Origin of the sequence: Shewanella sp. KCT, assembly GCF_007636505.1 — a bacterium.
Taxonomy (GTDB): Bacteria; Pseudomonadota; Gammaproteobacteria; order Enterobacterales; family Shewanellaceae; genus Shewanella; species Shewanella halotolerans.
In genome coordinates this window covers 162,274-182,293 of the sequence record NZ_LVDJ01000003.1, presented here as the reverse complement: position 1 = coordinate 182,293, position 20,020 = coordinate 162,274, and the positions used below count along the sequence as shown (strand labels likewise).

14 protein-coding genes and 1 riboswitch are annotated in these 20,020 nt (G+C 54.5%); of the genes, 10 read left to right on the top strand and 4 right to left on the bottom strand.

Features of this window, described 5'->3' with window-relative positions; translation table 11 throughout:
* Window positions 1-222 precede the first annotated feature (222 nt).
* Complete coding sequence (locus AYI87_RS05730; protein WP_144200769.1) at window positions 223-2,277, top strand: multiheme c-type cytochrome; 2,055 nt, start codon at window positions 223-225, stop codon at window positions 2,275-2,277.
* Window positions 2,278-2,461: 184 nt separating this feature from the next.
* On the top strand, window positions 2,462-4,606 hold the full coding sequence (locus AYI87_RS05725) for a M3 family metallopeptidase (RefSeq protein ID WP_144200377.1): 2,145 nt from the start codon (window positions 2,462-2,464) through the stop codon (window positions 4,604-4,606).
* A gap of 104 nt (window positions 4,607-4,710) precedes the next feature.
* Here AYI87_RS05725 and AYI87_RS05720 read toward each other — a convergent pair whose 3' ends face one another.
* The 3 genes from AYI87_RS05720 to AYI87_RS05710 form a co-directional block, all read right to left on the bottom strand.
* Entirely contained in the window at window positions 4,711-6,276 is a 1,566-nt protein-coding gene (locus AYI87_RS05720) for a Na+/H+ antiporter NhaC family protein (protein ID WP_144200376.1), read from the bottom strand.
* A 78-nt stretch (window positions 6,277-6,354) separates the two neighbouring features.
* A riboswitch (Lysine riboswitch) is annotated at window positions 6,355-6,571 on the bottom strand.
* A 147-nt stretch (window positions 6,572-6,718) separates the two neighbouring features.
* Window positions 6,719-7,642 (bottom strand): electron transfer flavoprotein subunit alpha/FixB family protein, encoded by a 924-nt coding sequence (locus AYI87_RS05715; protein WP_144200374.1) that lies wholly within the window; start codon window positions 7,640-7,642, stop codon window positions 6,719-6,721.
* A complete protein-coding gene (locus AYI87_RS05710) occupies window positions 7,643-8,392 on the bottom strand; it encodes an electron transfer flavoprotein subunit beta/FixA family protein (RefSeq protein ID WP_011866381.1) in 750 nt (249 codons plus the stop codon). It lies immediately after the preceding gene.
* Window positions 8,393-8,704: 312 nt separating this feature from the next.
* Here AYI87_RS05710 and AYI87_RS05705 point away from each other — a divergent pair, with 312 nt between their 5' ends.
* From AYI87_RS05705 to AYI87_RS05680, 6 genes are all read left to right on the top strand, one after another.
* Window positions 8,705-9,097, top strand: coding sequence for an H-NS family nucleoid-associated regulatory protein (locus AYI87_RS05705; RefSeq protein WP_144200371.1), 393 nt, complete (start codon window positions 8,705-8,707; stop codon window positions 9,095-9,097).
* Window positions 9,098-9,451: 354 nt separating this feature from the next.
* Entirely contained in the window at window positions 9,452-12,616 is a 3,165-nt protein-coding gene (locus AYI87_RS05700; RefSeq protein ID WP_144200369.1) for an amidohydrolase family protein, read from the top strand.
* The gene (locus AYI87_RS05695) at window positions 12,616-13,884 is read left to right on the top strand and encodes an amidohydrolase family protein (protein WP_144200367.1); all 1,269 of its coding nucleotides are present in this window, start codon (window positions 12,616-12,618) and stop codon (window positions 13,882-13,884) included. Before AYI87_RS05700 ends, AYI87_RS05695 begins: the two co-directional genes overlap by 1 nt.
* A 77-nt stretch (window positions 13,885-13,961) precedes the next feature.
* Window positions 13,962-14,378, top strand: coding sequence for an Rcs stress response system protein RcsF (gene rcsF, locus AYI87_RS05690; RefSeq protein ID WP_144200365.1), 417 nt, complete (start codon window positions 13,962-13,964; stop codon window positions 14,376-14,378).
* A 41-nt stretch (window positions 14,379-14,419) separates the two neighbouring features.
* The gene (gene tsaA, locus AYI87_RS05685; protein ID WP_144200363.1) at window positions 14,420-15,157 is read left to right on the top strand and encodes a tRNA (N6-threonylcarbamoyladenosine(37)-N6)-methyltransferase TrmO; all 738 of its coding nucleotides are present in this window, start codon (window positions 14,420-14,422) and stop codon (window positions 15,155-15,157) included.
* A gap of 2 nt (window positions 15,158-15,159) precedes the next feature.
* Complete coding sequence (locus tag AYI87_RS05680) at window positions 15,160-15,789, top strand: acyltransferase (RefSeq protein WP_144200361.1); 630 nt, start codon at window positions 15,160-15,162, stop codon at window positions 15,787-15,789.
* Between the two features lie 9 nt (window positions 15,790-15,798).
* Here the strand turns inward: AYI87_RS05680 and AYI87_RS05675 are convergent, their stop codons facing one another.
* Window positions 15,799-16,032: a hypothetical protein gene (locus tag AYI87_RS05675; RefSeq protein WP_144200359.1), complete on the bottom strand. Its 234-nt coding sequence runs from the start codon at window positions 16,030-16,032 to the stop codon at window positions 15,799-15,801.
* Window positions 16,033-16,498: 466 nt separating this feature from the next.
* Here AYI87_RS05675 and AYI87_RS05670 point away from each other — a divergent pair, with 466 nt between their 5' ends.
* Both AYI87_RS05670 and AYI87_RS05665 read left to right on the top strand, forming a co-directional pair.
* Window positions 16,499-18,052, top strand: coding sequence for a M28 family metallopeptidase (locus tag AYI87_RS05670; protein ID WP_409928964.1), 1,554 nt, complete (start codon window positions 16,499-16,501; stop codon window positions 18,050-18,052).
* Window positions 18,053-18,266: 214 nt separating this feature from the next.
* Window positions 18,267-19,991: an AMP-binding protein gene (locus AYI87_RS05665; RefSeq protein WP_186300562.1), complete on the top strand. Its 1,725-nt coding sequence runs from the start codon at window positions 18,267-18,269 to the stop codon at window positions 19,989-19,991.
* The last annotated feature ends 29 nt before the right edge of the window (window positions 19,992-20,020 follow it).

The following is a 20,020-nucleotide window of genomic DNA, read 5'->3' as shown; positions in this document are numbered from 1 at the left end:
ATTGGGTCAAATAACCAACAGAGATTTAACAATACACTCATTTTCGAATCGATAGCTTTAGCATCCATTTTCTTTATCAATAGATGCGTAGGCGTCGGTTTAAATAATAAATATAACCAGTATCCAAAAGGCTCAGGGTATGTGTTGAGACGAATGCCCTCCCCTGCAAGCAGTCGCCCTAAGGCATCACATCTGGCACTTTGGATCGAACGGAGATGAATGATGAAATTATTCACATCGAAAAAACTCGCCTACCTGGTCGCCGCCGTGCTGACAGGTGCGCTAGTAGGATGCAGTGGAGATGACGGTAAAGATGGTAAAGACGGAGTTGATGGTCAACCCGGCACACCGGGCGAATCTTGGAAACCACCGGTAGCCACAACAGCCTTGGAAACTAATGTTAAAGTAATTAACTATACATTTGGTGAAGGTACTATTAGTTACGAATTTGAGGTCACTAACGAAAATGGTGAGCTCGTTAACGGCTTGAAAAAAGCTGAGGGTAAAGTCGCTGCACTGACAGACAAAGGCTTTATAAATAACCGCACCGAAAGTCCAATCAACGAAGTAGAAGACAATGTTCATATCGGAGGTTACGGCGGGGTAAACATGGAGTCTTCCAGAACTCCCGACACCGAAGGGGCAACGCTTACTCAAATAGGCGATGGTCACTACGAATTCGTTCTCCCTTTGAAAGGCGTTAATGCGGGAACCGAAGGGATTGTTTGGCTACGTATCGGCGGCCATAGCGAATCGGGCATTGCTAGCTCAGGTAAATATGTGGTGAACAAGCCAGAAGGTGCCTTCTCAACCACTACAGAAGCCTGTTTCTCTTGCCACGTCGACTACTCAACCAGCCCGAATCGCCACTCAAGTTATGTGGCCCAAGGCATGGACGGTGAAGTCACCTTCGTCGAAGGTTGTATGGTCTGTCACGGCTCGGTCAGCCGCACTGCGGTTAACGAACAAGGCTTCTCAATAGGCGGCTACGCCAGCAATACCCTATCTAAGATAGGTCACATCAATCACCAGGAATTTGAGACCGGCTTTAGCGCCTTGAACTGTAGCTCTTGTCACAGTGAGCCAACCGTCAACGTCAACGTCGCTGGCCCAGGCTGTATCGACTGTCATGACACTGGCGGTATCCCTGGCGATATCGTTCTCGGCAATGGCTCAGATCTGCGAAAACTACACGAAGCCAAGAGCGCCATCACCTCTAACCAAGCGCTCAAAGATAGCTACAAGGTGACGGGCACGGCGCCAGCCTGGTTCCCAGACTCAGGTGCTGCGGGTCAATGGTGTACCACACTGTCGCTGTTTAAGGTCGATGCCGAAGGCAAGGAAACCTTAGTCGACCTACATGAACTGTTTGATGATACCCAGACAATTCATAACCCTGACAAGCCAATTAACTATGTGGGCTCATACCTGCACGGTGTGTATAACGACAGCGTGATTGGCCGTATTACCGAAGCCTATGATTACAGCTATGACGCCGAAGGTCGCAAGACCATGTGTTATGCGCAATCTGCAGGTCACGGTGTACCCCATGTGGTCGGCTCAACACCGGATCTATCGGCTTGGACTGATGCAGGCTTGATGGCATCGCTACGTGTCAGCTTCACCGCCAAAGACTACATGGGCGAAGAATCTGACGTGGTGACTATCCATGGCTACACAGATGTGGCATCACAATTCGATGGCGCTGTCACAGCCTACGAACGTCGTCACAACGTTGGCAGCGAGTCTTGCACCACCTGCCACAACAGCGAAGCCAACTTCCACAAGAATGGTAACTTTGCCGAAGGTGGTCTGGGCTGTGTAGCCTGTCACAACAATGGTCAGGATCGCCGCGCCGGCTACTCATCACCTGGCTTCGGTCCTATGGTGCACAGCATGCACTGGGGTGTGGGCAGCAAGAGCCTGGATGAGGACGGCAAGGAAGTGTCTAACTCTGCCAGCGTTATCGCGCCGCAGACCGGCTGTGTGGCCTGTCACGACAGCGGTGTGGTTGACCTGAAAGCCGTACCAAATCAGTTCATCAAGGCACGTGCCTATGGCGTAAGCGGCAAGATGGCCAGCCCAATCACGGCCAACTGTTACGCCTGCCATAACGATGAAAGCGCGCTGAACCACATGATGCAAAACGGCGGTACTACCACGGAAGATGTACCGGCTACCGAGTGGTACAAGCTCAGCACTACCGAGTCATGTGCGACCTGTCACGCCGAGGGCAGCAGTTTTGGTATCGAAAATTACCATAACTTTACCCGCTAACGCCTGAGGTGACAGCAAGGTAATTAAACATTATCCCTAGTTCCAACCAAAGGAGCCCTTCGCCAGGCTCCTTTTTTCTTGGCCCTGGTGCCATTTTCAGCCTGAGTTAATTTACAAAAGCTACATTAACGCCAAACTCGCCCACATAAAAATAACAATCGCAAATCTAAGGAAGTTGTACTAGATGAAATTGAATCTTATCGCCTTTGCCGTCGTCGGCGCCTTATCGACCACAGTCCTCCTCAGTGGTTGTCAATCAAGCAGCTCTACCACACAGGCCACCGCCAGCATCGAGGAGCAAAACCCGCTGATGCAACCAAGCCCCCTGCAATATCAGGCCCCAGATTTTAGCCAGATCAAGGATGAGCATTTTAAGAGCGCCCTAGAGCAAGGCATCAATGAGCATTATGCCCAGGTGCTGACCATTGCCGACAACAGCGAACCCGCCACCTTTGCCAACACTATCGTGGCACTGGAGACCAGCGGCGAGCTGCTGACCCGCGCCTCCAAGGTGTTCTATAACCTAACAGGGTCAAACAGCAACCCGGCGCTGCGTAAGCTTCAGGGCGAGATGGCGCCTAAGATGGCCGCCCACTCGGACAACATCCACCTCAACGGCAAGCTATTTGCCCGCATCGACAGCCTGTATCAGAGCCGCAACACCTTAGGGCTGACCGCCGAAGAGGTGCGCCTCATCGAGATCTACCACCAACGCTTCGTCATGGCTGGCGCCAAGCTGACCGAGGCGCAAAAAGCGCAGATACGTCTGCTTAACGAGGAGCAATCTAAGCTTACCAACGAGTTTGGTCAGCGTCTGCTAAGGCTCACCAAGGAGATCGCCGTCGTGGTCGACAGCGTCGATGAACTCAAGGGACTGTCAGACAGCGAGATCCGCGCCGCCAAGGCCGATGCCAGTGCCGCTGGCCATGAAGGCAAGTATCTCATCAATATCACCAATACCACCCGCCAGCCTATCCTGGCCAAGCTTGAAAACCGTGAGCTGCGCCAGAAGGTGTGGCAAGCCTCGTCGACTCGCGGCATGAGCGGTGACAACGAAACTGCATCGCTGGTTGCCCGCCTGGCACAGCTTCGCGCCGAGCGCGCCCAATTACTGGGTTACAAGAGCTGGGCCGACTACCGCCTGACGCCGCAGATGGCCAAGACCCCGGATGCCGTCTACCAGATGTTCGGCTCTATGGTGCCCGCCGTGGTGGCCAACACCCAGAAAGAAGCCGATGATATCCAGGCGATGATCGACAAGACAGGTGGCGACTTCACCCTGGCGCCATGGGACTGGGCGTTTTATGCCGAGAAGGTGCGCAAAGATAAGTTCGACCTGGACGGCGCCGCCATCAAGCCCTACTTCGAATTCAACCGCGTGCTGCAAGATGGCGTCTTCTTCACCCTAGAGCGTCTCTATGGTGTGACCCTCAAGCCGCGCCCGGATCTACCTGTTTACCATGAAGATGTGAAAGCCTACGAGATGTTTGACGCCGACGGCAGCTCTATGGCGATCTTCTACGCCGACTACTTTGCCCGCGAAGGCAAGCGCGGCGGCGCCTGGATGAGCTCCTTCGTGACCCAGTCTAAGCTGCTAAACCAGAAGCCTGTGGTGGTCAACGTGATGAACATCAAGAAGGCCCCAGAGGGTGAGCCGACCTTCGTCAGCTACGACGAAGTCACCACCATGTTCCACGAGATGGGCCATGGCACCCACGGCATGTTCTCTAAGGTGACCTACCCTAGCCTGTCGGGCACCGCCGTGTCCCGCGACTTTGTGGAGTTCCCCTCGACCTTCGAAGAAGATTGGGCGGCCCACCCCGAGGTGCTGGCCAACTACGCCAAGCACTATGAGACAGGCGAGGTGATCCCCGATGAGCTGCTGCAGAAACTGCTGAAATCACGCAGCTTCAACCAGGGCTTCGACACTCTGGAATATATGGCGGCGGCCCTGGTGGATCTCGAGTGGCACTCACTGAGCGCCGACACTCCGCTGCAAGATGTGGCCGAATTCGAAGCCAAGGCGCTTAAGAAACACGGCATCAATATCGCCGCCGTGCCGCCACGCTACAAGTCGACCTACTTTGCCCACGCCTTCCCGGGTGGCTATTCGGCCAGCTACTACGCCTACATGTGGAGCGAGATCCTGGCGGCCGACGCCTTTGCCTATGTGCAGACCCAGGGTGGCCTCAACCGCGAAATCGGCATGAAGTATCGCAAGACCATCCGCGAGGTGGGTAACAGCGTGCCACCTATGGAAGCCTACAAGGCCTTCCGTGGTCAGGCACCGACCACTGATGCCCTGCTTCAGCGCCGTGGCCTCAACTAATTCCTGCCTCAACTCACTCCCCAGTAATGGGGGTCACCCATAAAAAATGCCGCTCGATGAGCGGCATTTTTATATCAATTGAACCTTGATTTGGCGTAGCTGAATTAAGCCGGGCGATTAGCCTTATGGCGCAGCACCAGAACGCTCACCACAACCAGCGCACTACAGGCCGCCAGACCGGCACCCACGGATTCGGTGAAGCCCAGCACGGTATAACCCACCAAACTGATCCCCGCTACGATAAGGGCATAGGGCAGCTGAGTCAGCACATGGTCTATGTGATGACAGTTCGCCCCGGTAGACGACAGGATAGTAGTATCCGAGATAGGCGAGCAGTGATCGCCAAACACGGCGCCCGCCAGCACTGAGGCCAGCATAGGCAACATCATGTTGGTATGGGTGCCCATGGCCATGTCGGCGGCGATAGGCAGCATGATGCCGAAAGTGCCCCAGCTGGTGCCGGTAGAGAAGGCGGTCAGGCCCGCCAGCACGAACAGTACGGCCGGCAGCAGCGCGAAGGGAATATTACCGGTCGCCAGGCTGGCCATATATTTACCCGTCTCCATCTGGCCTATCACACCGGCGATGGTCCAGGCGAACAGCAGAATATAGATGGCGGGCAGCATAGAGCGGGCACCGGCAATCACGCCTTTAAGGATAAGCGCCTTATCCAGTCCCTGACTGACCACCAATACCAAGGTCGCGGCCAGGCCAACCACGGCGCCGAAGAAGAGCGATGAGGCAACGTCTGTCTTCTCGAAGGCACCAATGACACTAAAGGGCAGATTCTCCGCCGCCAAAGCGTCGGCACCGCTACCTATCATGAAGTAGATGGTGGCAAACACCAGCACAGTGATCGGCAGGAACAGACCTAAGATCTTACCCGAATCCGCCTCAGGCAGGTCGCTGTTAGCCCCTGGCGGCAGGCCCTTGGCCTCGTCATACAGGTTGCCCTTCTGGGCGTTGAGTTCATGCTGACGCATGGGTCCCACATCCAGCCCCATGAAGGCGACGCATAGCAGCAACACCAGGGCGAAGATAGCGTAGAAGTTCATCGGGATCATCTGAATAAATACGCTCAGATGACCGCTGTCGGTGAAGCCGTGGGCGGTGAGGATGCCGCCGATCAGCGCGATAATGTAGGCGCCCCAGCTAGAGACGGGCGAGATCACACAGATAGGCGCGGCGGTTGAGTCCAGCAGATAAGCCAGTTTGCTGCGCGAGATATAGTATCTGTCGGTGAGGGGTCTGGCGACACTGCCCACCACCAGGCTATTGAAGTAATCGTCGATAAAGACCACGCAGCCCAGGAACATGGTAAGCAGCTTGGCATCGCGTTTGTTGCGAATATGCTGGCGCGCCCAATCGGCAAAGGCCTTGGCGGCGCCGCTGACGGTAATGAGTGCGGTGATCATCCCAAGCAGAATCAAGAAACCCAGCAGATAAACGTTCCAGCTGTTTAGGGCGCCATCATCCCAAAACAGGCCCACCACCTGCTGTCCCAGGTATTGCCCCATATCCAGCGGTGAAAAATCGGCAATTAACAGTGCCCCCAGGAGGATCCCCACACCGAGTGAGAGCAGGACGCGGCGGGTAAAGATCGCCAGCAGAATCGCTACCACGGGCGGCAGCAAAGAAAGTGCCGAATCGGCATAACTCAAAGTTGTCATTGTAAAATTTTGTCTTCGTTAAAATACGAATGGAGGGCAACTGAACTGGTGGGATATAGCATGAGATATTACACCTGTCCTATCAGTAGCGCTCCATAGTGATACCCATTCTCGGTATACCTTCCACTTATCAATCCAGATAAGAAGCACTATGGCAGTGCTGCCTCTATTCGATGACAGCCCCAGCGGCAAGCCTTGATCAACTCCACCACTTCGGCACCAAATCCTTTCATATTCGCTTAACGGCATCACCCTAACGAATACTACTGATATTTAATGCACCTCTACGTCTCAGGACGCCTGCCAATGTCACTATCGGCAAACGTGAGGCACATAAAAACACAAGCGGCTTTAAGGACGCTACCTCAAAGCCGCTCCATGTGATCTATATCACACTAATTTTAGATGAACACCAAAGTGCTCACCAAGTATTTACATTTTATTAAAGAAGTTCGAGTAGCTTAGGCACTGCCTCGAACAGATCCGCTTCCAGACCATAGTCGGCCACCTGGAAGATAGGCGCTTCTGGATCTTTGTTGATCGCCACGATCACCTTAGAATCTTTCATCCCCGCAAGGTGCTGGATGGCACCCGAAATACCCACGGCGATATAGAGATCCGGCGCGACAATCTTACCCGTCTGACCCACCTGTAGATCGTTCGGCACGTAACCAGCGTCGACCGCGGCGCGCGATGCACCCAGTGCCCCGCCCAGCTTATCGGCCAACTGCTCAAGAATCGCGAAGTTCTCGGCGCTGCCCATGGCGCGGCCGCCTGAAACCACCACTGAGGCGGCGCCTAGATCGGGACGCTCTGACACAGACAGGGTCTGAGTCACAAACTCAACTTCGCCGCTGTATTCGCTGTCCAGAGTCTGCACCGAGGCGCTACCATCCTGACCTACCGCATCGAAGGCACTGGCGCGAACCGTCATCACCTTGATGGCATCCAGGCTCTGCACCGTCGCCATGGCGCTACCGGCATAGATAGGACGCACGAAGGTGTCTTCGCTCACCACTTCAACCACTTCAGAGATCTGCGCCACATCCAGAAGCGCCGCCACACGAGGCAGCACATCTTTACCGACGCTTGAAGCCGCAGCTAAGATGTGTTGATACTCGCTGGCCACTGAGACGATCAGCTGTGACAGGTTTTCGGCGATGGCGTTGGCATAAACGCCGCTATCGGCAACCAGTACCTGACGCACACCGGCAAGCTGCTTGGCGCTTTCGGCCGCGGCGCCACAGTTATGACCGGCCACCAGCACATCGACTTCGCTGCCGATCGCCTGGGCACAAGCCACAACCTTGGCGGTATCGAGTTTTAAAGTCGCATTATCATGTTCTGCTATTACTAGAATCGCCATTTAGATCACCTTCGCTTCATTCTTTAGCTTTTCCACTAGCTCCTCGACAGAAGCCACCATAATACCCGCTTGACGCTCGGCAGGCGGTGTCACCTTGAGCACCTTCTGGTGCTGCTTCAGGGTCACGCCCAGGCTGTCTACCGTCACGGTATCGAGCGGCTTACGTTTCGCCTTCATGATGTTAGGTAATTTGGCATAGCGAGGTTCGTTCAGACGCAGGTCTGTGGTGACAATCGCAGGCAGTGGCATCTTAAGGGTCTGCAGGCCGCCGTCGATTTCACGGGTCACCACAAGTTGTTCGCCTTCAACCTTCACCTCAGAGGCAAAGGTAGCCTGAGGCAGTCCAGCCAACGCCGCCAGCATCTGACCTGTCTGGTTGTTGTCGCCATCGATTGATTGCTTACCCAGCATGATCAGCTGAGCCTGTTCATTGGCTTGAATCGCATTAAGGATCTTTGCAATAGAAAGCGGCGCAAGCTCTTCGTCGGTTTCAACATGGATACCGCGGTCGGCACCCAGCGCCATCGCCGTGCGTAGCTGCTCTTGCGACGCCTTAGGCCCTATGGTTGCTACCACAATCTCGGTCGCAATACCTGCTTCTTTCAAACGTACCGCTTCTTCTACAGCAATCTCACAAAATGGGTTAATGGCCATCTTCAGATTTGCGGTATCGACATTTGTATTGTCAGCGTTAACCCTGACCTTCACATTAGCATCGACGACGCGTTTAACTGGCACCAATACTTTCATAAGGCTTCCTTCTTACGTCTTTATTCTGGATAACAAATAGTGCATAGCGAAACTATCACCAACTTATGCCACTTTACGTGCTGTTGACGTTAACGTCAACAGGAAGTCATCAGCAACTTTGTATCAGATCAAAAACAGGGTGTTTAGGGGGAAGTAAAGGGTCAAAAAGAGGCGAAAATAGAAAAGCTGAAATAAAATTTACATTAAAGCGTCAAATATTCATTTAATTCGTTTGATAAAACCTTTTTTAGTTTCTATTATTAGCCCTGTAATCCTATTTACTATTTTATTTTTAAGCAGGACATAATTAATATGAGCGAATTTCTAGATATATTGACGCATGGTCGTCGCTTTAAAGCTGCTGTTAAAGAATTGTCGGTAGAAGATTTAAAAGATGTAGCGGTTAAGCTTGAAAAAATCGTCACTGAGAAAGAGAAGCAAGCAGAAGAAGAAAGCGCGGTTATGGCCGAGCGCAATGCAAAGATAGAAGAGATTCGCCAACAAATGGAAGCTGTTGGTTTATCAATTGACGATTTAGGTACAGTGGCTGCTAAGCCAGCTCCTAAAAAACGTGCTCCACGCCCACCAAAATATAAAATTGAAGTGAATGGCGAAACGATCACTTGGACGGGTCAGGGTCGCACACCAACCGTATTTAAGAATGAATTAGATAAGGGTCGTTCACTCGAAGACTTCCTTATCTAAGCCTAAGCGCCCCACTTAGGGCGTCGCAAGCAAAAGCCAACCTCAAGGTTGGCTTTTTTATTTCTACTCTCTATTTGTGATTAAGCGCATTTTGCCCTTTTTGTCGCTCATTTACCTTGGCCATGTCTAGAGTATTTTATCTATCCTTATTTAGGTCATTCATTTAGGTCATTCTTCCGGCCATTATTCCTTGCTACTATTCCCGTCAAAGTTTGTCAATCAATAGCCTATCCTTTCGGATAACACCAGCCCTATGGTTTGACATAAACCGATACAGTTCCGCCCTTGGAAACTGTTCATGATATGGGATAATCTTGGGCTACTTTTGATCCCAGCCAATAATAATTAAACTCTATGCGAATCCATTTTCTCTCTGTGAGCGCGAGTCTGGCGGCCTGTCTCTTGGCGAGTCCGTACGCGATAGCGAATTCTCAATTAACTGATAACACGCCAAAACTAACGGCGCTGTCCCACGCCACCCTGATGATCGCCCCCGGCGAAACCAAGCAGGATGCCACACTGTTAATTGAAGATAATAAAATTAAAGCCATTATTCCCAACGACAAAATACCCGAGGATGCCTATGTTATCGACATGACGGGTAAGTTGATATACCCCGGCTTTATCGATCCCTACACCAATTACGGTATCGACTTTAAATATGACCAGCAGAAAGTGGCTCGCCCGGTATATGAAATTAAGCGTATCGGTGGCAACGCCGATAATGGTGCCGTGCACGCAGAGAAAGAGTGGTTTAACTATATTTATCCCGACCAGGAAGCGGCGAAGCAATGGATAGATAATGGATTTACCAGCGTACAAACCGGCATGTTGGATGGAATATTCAGAGGCCGGGCAGCGACTGTCTCGCTGGCGCCGTTAAAAGCCAATGACATTATTTATCGCGCAAAATCCAGCCACCTGCTCGCCTTCGATAAAGGCAGTTCGATTCAGGATTACCCCAACTCCTTGATGGGTAGCATCGCCCTTATTCGGCAAACTCTGGCCGATGCCAACTGGTATCAGGCCAATATCGATAAAGCGGACTCGGCCACCCAAGAGAAGAACATAGAGTTTAATATCGCGCTCGAACGCCTGAGCGATATAAGCAAGAGCCCTACGGTATTTGAAACCAAGAATTTAAATAACTTACTGCGGGCCGCTCACTTATTAAACGAGTTTAAATTGCCGGCGACTCTAGTCGGCAGTGGCCGAGAATATGCGCGACTCGATGAGGTGAAAGCCAGCGGCTTTAGCATAATTGCGCCGCTCAATTTTCCCGCGGCGCCCAATATTAAAGATGGCGATAAAGAGAGAGAGATAAGCCTGGCTCATCTGCGCCACTGGGAACGCGCGCCGAGTAATCCTCATGCACTGGAAACCGCCGGTATTCCCTTTGCCTTTACCCAACATGGCATCAAGGCCGACGCCTTCTGGCCTAGACTCAGACAGGCGGTCAAGCAGGGGCTAAGCCAAGAAACCGCATTGGCGGCGCTCACCACTGAGGCGGCAGAAATCGCCGGCATCTCGGCATTCAGCGGCAAGCTGAAACCCGGCTTCATGGCGGATCTTGTGGTCACAGATGGCGACATCTTTACCCAAGGCAAGATAGTCAGCGTCTGGCTGCAGGGCAGCGAGACCCAAAAAGTGCCCCGCGACAGACACTGGCTAAGCCAGGGCTATCAGCTGACCCTGGGCGAACTCACCCTAGATCTGGACTTGGTCGATGACGACAAGCTGAGCGGCACCCTGGCCAGCGGCGAGCAGGAGATCAAACTCAGCGATCTTAAGTATGCCAAGGAGCGTCTCACCTTTAATGCCGATCTCGGCGAGGCGGGTTACCCTGGCATCAGCCGTTTCACCCTCTGGTTCGACGCCCAGGGCATTCACGGCCGTATGCTGGACAAGGGCAATAGCCAACACCCCATAGCTGGTGTGGTGATGGCCAAAGACGCCATTGATGGCAGTGGTGAGAGTAATGAGAGTGATAACAGTGATGACCAGAAAACAACCGAGTCACCTGCGCCCGAACTCGTCTCTAAGCTGACCAAGCCCAACACCGCCTACGGCCTAACCGCGCAGCCCAAGGCTGAGCGCCTGCATATCAAAAACGCCACCCTGTGGACCTCGAGCGAGCAAGGGGTGCTGGAAGGCTATGATCTGCTTATCCGCGACGGTCGCATCGAGAAGATAGGCCAATCCCTCAAGACGCCATCTGGCTACCAAACCCTGGATGCCACGGGTAAACACCTGAGCGCAGGTATTATCGACGAGCACTCCCACATCGCCCTTAACGGCGGTACCAATGAAGATACCGACGCCGTCACCGCCGAGGTGCGTATCGGCGATGTGATCAATCCAGACGATATCGCCATCTACCGCGCCCTGGCGGGCGGGGTGACCACGGCGCAGATCCTCCACGGCAGCGCCAACCCCATAGGCGGACAGGCCCAGGTGATCCAGATGCGCTGGGGCGAGAGCGCCGAGGCGATGAAGCTCAAGCTGGCCCCCGCCAGCATCAAGTTTGCCCTGGGTGAAAACGTCAAGCAGGCCAACTGGGGCGACAACTACAACCGTCGCTTCCCCCAGAGCCGCATCGGGGTGAAGTCGCTGTTTGAGGAGGCCTTCAACGAGGCGCTCGCCTACGAGAAGGCCCTGGCCGACTATGATCGCCTACGCAGCAGTCAGCAACGCAAGCAGGTAGCGCCTAAGCCAAACTATCGCCTCGAGGCGGTAGCCGAGGTGCTACGTGGCGATCGTCAGGTACACATTCACTCCTATGTGCAATCTGAGATCTTGATGTTCCTGCGCCTCGCCGAGGCCTACAAGTTTAAGGTCGGCACCTTCACCCATATCCTGGAGGGCTACAAGGTGGCCGAGGAGATGGCCAAGCATGGCACCTACGCCTCCACCTTCTCCGACTGGTGGGCCTACAAGTTCGAGGTCTATGATGCCATTCCGCAAAACACCTGCCTGATGCACAACAAGGGGGTGCTCACCAGCATCAACTCAGACGACTATGAGATGCAGAGGCGCCTCAATCAGGAGGCGGCAAAATCCATGATGTATTGCGACATGTCGCCAACTGACGCCTGGAACATGGTCACCATCAACCCGGCCAAACAGCTTGGGATCGACCAGCTGACCGGCTCATTGGAGGAAGGCAAACAGGCCGACCTGGTGCTCTGGAGCGACTCTCCCCTCTCCGTCTATGCCAAGGTGGAGAACACCTGGGTGGGCGGCCGTCGCTACTTCGACCGCCAGCAGGATAAGCATACGCAACATGAGGTCGAGCAGGAGCGCGCCGCGCTGATCCAGGCGGTATTGACCAGGGATAAACCCGAGGTCCCTGGCGAGATACCAGAAGAGAAGAGCGAGCCCCAGTGGCACTGCGATACCCACTACAATGCCTGGGGCACAGCCATGAGCCAAGCAGCCCTGAGCGAGCATAAAGCCATGAACCAAAACAGCGCCCAGCAATTTAGCGCCCACAACCACGCATTCATGGAGGCATTCTAATGAAGCAGACACTCTTTGCCCTTAGCCTAGGCCTCTTCTCCTGTGCTGCGCTTGCCCACGACATGGTACCGGCCAGCGCCCAGAGCCAGCCGATACTGATCCACAACGCCCGCGTGCACACCGCCCTTAACGGCGTGCTGGATGCGACCGACGTATTGTTCGACAAGGGCAAGATAGTCGCCATAGGTCAACAGCTCTCACAAGAGGGTGCCAAGGTGATCGATGCCAGCGGGCAAGATCTCTACCCTGGGCTTATCGCGCTGGACACCTCTATCGGCATCGTCGAGGTGGAGATGATGCGCGCCAGCAACGACGCCTTCGAGGTGGGTGACAGCAACCCGCAGCTACTGGCCGTCAGCGCCTTCAATCCCGACTCAGAGCTGATCCCAACCATCAGGGTCAACGGTATCACCCATGCCCAGGTGGTGCCCCAGGGCGATGCCCTGGCCGGCCAGTCCTCTCTGGTCTCCCTCGACAGCTGGACGATAGAAGATGCCCTGGTAAGTACCGCGCCCCAGTTCCATCTCTACTGGCCCGCCATTCGTTATCTCTCCAAAGATAAAGAGGTCGCCGCCAAGCAGCTCAAGGCGCGGGATGAACAGATGACCCGATTAGCCGAGCAGCTCGAAGATGGCTACCGCTACTATCTGGCGGACAAGGCTGGAACTGTGCAGAAGCTGGATAACCGCTGGCAGGCGGCGCTGCCCCTGTATCAGGGCAAGGCGAGCCTGTTTATCCACGCCAATCGCAGCGAAGAGATAGAGCGCGCAATCGCCATGACCCGCCCCTACGGCTTCAAGCTGGTGTTTGTCGGCGGCTATGACGCCTGGCGCCTGGCAGATCAACTGGGCGAGATCGGCGCCTCGGTGATCTACAACCGTACCCTCAGCCTGCCAATGCGCAAGGATGAGCCGGTGGAGATGAGCTTTAAGATCCCAGCCCTGCTGAAACAGGCGGGCGTGCCCTTCGCCATCGGCTTTAGCGGTGACTGGAATGCCCGTAACCTGCCTTTTGCCGCGGGTCAGGCGGCGGCCTATGGCCTAAGCAAAGAAGAGGCGCTTAAGAGCATCACCCTGGATGCGGCTAAGATCTTAGGCGTGGATGACATGGGCGCCATCGCCGTGGGTTACCGCGCCAACCTGGTGCTCTCCAAGGGCGACATTCTCGATCCCGCCACGAGCAAGATAGATGCTGTGTTTATCGACGGTCGCCAAATAGATCTCAATAATCGCCAACAACAACTTTATCAAAAGTACCTAAAGCGTTAGACTTTTGCTTCTAAACGACTCAAAACTGGCCGGTTATTGGCCAGTTTTGAGCTCTCTTCCTAATACAGGCCCAAATCATGACTAATTCCGACCTGACCACTGCTCTTAAAATGGCTCCTAAGTCTGTCCTGCTGCTCTCTGCCCTGCTGCTCGGTGGCTGTGCGGGCGAATACACCTTCAACAGCAATTTAGATGGTCAGGCCATCGACGACTACTTCAAGGCCGGTGAGGTCCAGCTGTTTCAAGAGACTCAACCTAAGGGTCCTTATGAGCTCAAGGGAATGGTCGAGGGTGAATCTTGTCAGGAGCGCGCCCAGGATGTGCCGGCATCCATCAGCGAGGCCCGCACCATGGCCCGCCGCGCCGCCGCAGATAAAGGCGCCAACGGGCTGATCATCAAACGCTGCGCCCTCATCGAGGAGCCGAGCAAGGCCTGTGTTAGCCAAGCCCTGTGTGTCGGTCAGGCTATATTGTTGCCCACCACAGAAAAGTAGTTTTAGCGCCAAGCGCAATAGCGTGAACATAAGTCTTTACCATGACACTCAAGCGTGAAATTGAGGCGGTGGCTATCTGCCGCACCCCCTATAAGCAGAAATTTGGTATTCCCAGACAGCCGGGGTTGGTCACCGCCGCCCGCGGCTTCGTCGAGCTGCAGCCTCCCTATAACCATATCGATACCGTGCGCGGCCTGTCCCAGTACTCGCACATCTGGCTGCTGTTTACCTTCCATGAAAACCTGAGCCAAGGCTGGAAGACCACGGTCAGACCGCCGCGCCTGGGCGGCAACGAAAAGCTGGGAGTATTTGCCACCCGCTCTACCTTCCGCCCCAACGGCATAGGCCAGTCTGTGGTTAGGCTGCACGCCATCCACCAGCGTAAGGGGAAGGTGGAGCTCGAGATCTCCGCCATGGATCTGCTAGACGGCACGCCGATCCTGGATATCAAGCCTTACATCCCCTTCTCCGACGCCATCGAGGGAGCCATAGGCGGCATCGCCCATGAGGCGCCTGTGCTGATCGATGTGCGCTTTAGCGATGCGGTGTTGGGGCAGCTAGACAAGCTTTCCAAGGACAAGTACCCCAACCTAAAGGCCATCATCGAAGGGGTGCTGGCGCAGGATCCCCGCCCAGCCTACAAGAAGGCCAAGGAAGATCCTAAGCATTATCAGGTCGCCCTCTATGATCTGGATATCCTCTGGCATGTGGATGAGAAAGGCATCTTGGTCGATGCCGTGCGCCCGGTGCAGCCCGACGCCCTTAGGGAAGCAGATTAATCATGCAAACCCCATTAGCTAATCAAGTGGACTACCGTGAGCAACATAAGCAGCGCCTGGCCTACATGCCCTGGCTCTACTTCTCCTTGAAGCCCAAACATCTGGTCTGGGCCAAGCCCTGGCAGGATGAGGTGCAGCAAGCGCTGATGGCGGTCGAAACCGTGAGCATAGGCAAGGAGTGCTTTATCGCTCCCCAGGCAAAACTGTTTGCCGAGCCGGGCCGGGATATCCTGATCGGTGATCGCTGCATGATCGCCGCCGACAGCTTTCTGCACGGCCCCATCGTCATGGGTAACGAGGTGGCTATCAATCATGGCTGCTCCCTGGACGGCGGGCGCGGCAAGATAGTGATCGGCAATCAGACCCGCATCGCCAACAATGTCACCATCTACGCCTTCAACCATGGCATGCACCCGGACACGCCTATCTATCAGCAGAGCAGTCAGTCGAAGGGAATCGTCATAGGCAGAGATGTGTGGATCGGCGCCCAGGCGGGGATAGTCGATGGGGTGACCATAGGTGACTGCGCCGTGATCGGCATGGGCTGTATCGTCACCAAAGATGTGCCCGACTACGCCATCGTCGCCGGTAATCCGGCCCGCATCATAGGCGACAGACGCGATAAGAAATAAACGGCCGCACTATTTAGTCGCGCCATCACCGTGGATCAGCTTACCGGTACCATGGAAAATCACGTTGACGACTCCGCCGCCTAAGTCCTTATCTTCCACGCGATTATCCGGGTTATTGGGCCGCGACTCGGCGCTTTTCTTAACCCCATCGTAGAAGGCCTGATCGAGAGATTTATTACTGGCGCAGCCGCTCATGAGCCCTAAGCTGACACTTGCCATCAGCACGATTATCGAAGCCTTCATCGTCTTTTCCTTATCCCAAGTGACTTTCATCGTCATTCCCTGAATCCACTAACATGAATAGCGCCAAACAATGGCACACCTACATTCATCAATAGCTTAAAGCTAAAGCAGATTCTTTTAACAAGCAAACAAACTTAACAGATCTTTGCCCCGCCATCGCGCCCCTCTTGCATCAACCTTTCTGATGCACATATGATGACTATACCAATCGTAGTAAATAACTGAACAGGCTAGCTTGTTAAAACGTCCGATAACGGCGTTACTATTTTTGATTGTAGAATAACTACTTATCGAAAAATCATGCCTTGTTCTCGACCGTTTTTCCTACGCCACTTCTGATCACTTACTTACCCTGATTGGTATTGATCGTTTGCCATTACCCATGGCGGCGATCTCCAAATAATAAAACAAACATCACAAAAGGAAGTCGTCTGTGAATACCCCACGCCTCTTGGGCTTACTCGGCCTGTTGCTTCTACCGGCCGTCAGTGCCTCCCCCTTCGTCTTTGACCAACAAAGCTACCGTCAGGATGTTAAAACCCTCGCCAGCGATGAGTTTGAGGGCCGCGGCCCCCTCTCACAGGGCGAGACACTTACGGTGGAATATCTTGAGAATGCCTTCAAGAAGATGGGGTTAGCACCAGGTTTCGGCGACAGCTATCGCCAGAGCGTGCCCATGGCCAAGATCACCGCCAATCAAAATATGCAGCTAAAAGTCGGCGAGCTAGTGTTTAACAATGGCAGCGACTTTACCGCCCGCACCGAGCAGCTTCAGCCAAGCATCAAACTGGATAACAGCGAAATCGTCTTCGTCGGCTATGGCATCAACGCCCCCGAATACGGCTGGAACGACTACGCAGGTATCGATGTGAAAGGCAAGACGGTGATCCTCATGGTCAATGACCCGGGCTTTGCCACCCAAGACCCAGAGGTGTTCAAGGGTAATGCCATGACCTACTATGGCCGCTGGACCTATAAGTATGAAGAGGCCGCCAGACAAGGGGCCAAGGCGGTATTTATCATCCATGAAACCGCTCCCGCCGCCTATGGCTGGAACGTGGTGCAAAACAGCAACACCAATAGCAAATACAGCTTGGTAGATAAGGACAAAAACCGCTCCCATATAGGCGTTATGGGCTGGATCCAACATGAGGTGGCGCAGAAGATCTTCAGCGCCGCAGGCTTAGATTATGACAAGCTCAAACTTACCGCCGCCAAACCTGGTTTCAAGTCGCGCTCGCTACACCTCAAAGCCAACCTAGAAGTAAACAACGATATCGAGCTGGCCACCTCCTATAACGTCGCCGGTCTGCTGCCGGGCAAGGCGCGCCCAGATGAGTGGTTGGTGATGCACGCCCACTGGGATCACCTGGGTAAGACGGTCCATGAAGATCAAACCCATATCTACAACGGCGCGGTAGACAATGCCTCAGGCGTCGCTGGCGTATTGCAGCTGGCGCGTCACTTCAAGGAGCTTAGCACTACTCAGCCGCCTGCGCGCTCGATGCTGTTCAGCGCCTTCACCGCCGAGGAAACCGGCCTCATCGGCGCGCAATATTTTGCCGAGAACCCGCCAGTCCCCACCAAGCAGCTGGTCGCCTTCCTCAACATAGACGGCATGAATGTCGGCAAGGGAGTGGATTACATACTGCGCTATGGTGAAGGAGTCTCTGAGCTGGAAAACTACCTGGACAATGCTGCCAAAGCTCAAGGGCGCTGGGTCAAGGCCGATCCGCGGCCGCAAAATGGCCTGATGTTCCGCTCGGATCATTTCGCCCTGGCCAAGCAGGGAGTCCCCGGCCTGATGTTCATGAGCCTGGGAGATACCGACCCCGACTATATCGCCCACAAGTATCACCAGGGCGCCGATGATTATGACCCAAGTTGGACACTCGGTGGCGTCGAGCAAGATTTGGCGCTCAGCAGCGACATTCTGGAGAAGCTGGCCAACAATAACGACTGGCCAAAGTGGCTCGAGGCGTCAGATTTTAAGACCCGTCGCGCCCAGGATGGCCGCTAGCCATAGCCGTGATACTTACCGACAAAAGGAGGCTGCAGCCTCCTTTTTCATATTGTTTTTATTAAATAAAAACCTAATTTCACCTTTCTATCTATCCCCCGCTGTCAACTTAGTTCTTTAGTCTATAAACGCCATTCTTTGCTTGTGAGAAACCTCACACTTTGAGTAGTGTGTCCTCAGACCGCTATCGACACACCCTATGCACGGAGGCTCTATGTCTGCTGTAACGACATTTGCAACTGAGAACCAATTTCCCCTACAACTGAGCCAATTTGACGGCGACACCAGCACGCCGCTCATCGAACAAACCATAGGCGACTACCTGGATCAGATGGCCGCCAGCCACCCCGACCAACTCGCCATCGTCATGCATCATCAAGGGATCCGCTGGAGCTATCAGGAATATCAGTCCCACATCGACGAACTGGCCGCCGGCCTGCTGGTCATAGGCATCAAGCCCGGCGATCGCGTCGGTATCTGGTCGCCCAATAACATCGAGTGGTGTCTGACCCAGTTTGCCACCGCCAAGATAGGCGCCATCATGGTGTGCATCAACCCGGCCTATCGCCCCGAGGAGCTGCAATATGCCCTCAACAACGTGGGCTGCCGCGCCATCATCTGCGCCGAGAAATTTAAGTCCAGCCACTACCTCTCTATGCTCTACGAGCTGGCCCCGGAGCTAAAGCAGTGCCTGCCGGGACAGCTTGAATCGGCCAACCTGCCGAGCCTGGAGTTTGTGATCCGCATGGGCGATGAAGCTTCGCCCGGCATGCTCAACTTCAACCATCTCAAGCGTCCGCTCACCGAGAGCGATCGCAAGGCACTCAAAGACACCGCCGCCCAGCTTTCCCCCTTCGATGCCATCAATATCCAGTTTACTTCGGGCACTACCGGCAGCCCCAAGGGCGCGACCCTGAGCCATCACAACATCTTGAACAACGGCCTGCTGGTCGCCAAGGCGATGCGCCTTGGGCTGGAAGATAGACTCTGTATTCCCGTGCCCCTGTATCACTGCTTTGGTATGGTGCTGGGTAACCTCTCCTGCATCTCTGTGGGCGCCTCGGCCATCTACCCAAGCGACTCCTTCGATCCCCTGACAACTCTTGAGGTGGTCGAGGCCGAGCGCTGCACCGCGCTGCATGGGGTACCGACCATGTTTATCGCCCAGCTGGAGCATCCGGAATTTAAGCGCTTCGATCTTAGCTCGCTGCGCACCGGTGTGATGGCGGGGGCTACCTGCCCCGAAGAAGTGATGCGCAGGGTGCAAGATCTCATGTATATGAAAGAGGTGCTGATAGGCTACGGCCAGACGGAATGCAGTCCCATCAACAACATGACGGAGATAGGCTCGTCACTGGAGAAACGCGTCACCACGGTCGGCCGCGCCCTGGCTCACACCCAGGTGAAGATAGTCGATGAGTTCGGCGAGGTGCTCCCCGTCGGCCAACCCGGTGAGGTGTGCAGCCGAGGCTACTGCGTGATGCAGTTCTACTGGAACGACGCCGAGAAGACAGCCGCCACCATAGACAGCGAAGGCTGGCTCCACTCGGGCGACCTGGGTGAGATGGACAGCGAAGGCTATGTAAAAATTGTCGGCCGCATCAAGGATATGATCATCCGCGGCGGCGAGAACATCTACCCGAGAGAGATCGAAGAGAAACTCTACACCCACCCGGACGTGCAGGACGCGGCCATCTTCGGCGTGAAGAGCGAGAAATATGGTGAAGAGGTATGTGCCTGGATCAAGGTGCAGCCGGGCGCCAGCGTCACCGAGGAGGAGATACGTCACTTCCTCACCGAGAAATTTGCCTACTTTAAGGTCCCGAGATACATCAAGTTCGTCGAGCAGTATCCCATGACGGTGACCGGTAAGATCCAGAAGTTCAAGATGCGCGAGATGATGTATCAAGAGCTTTATGAGGCGATCAACTGCAACTAGCGATCCCAGCTAGCCCTTCGCCAGCCTAT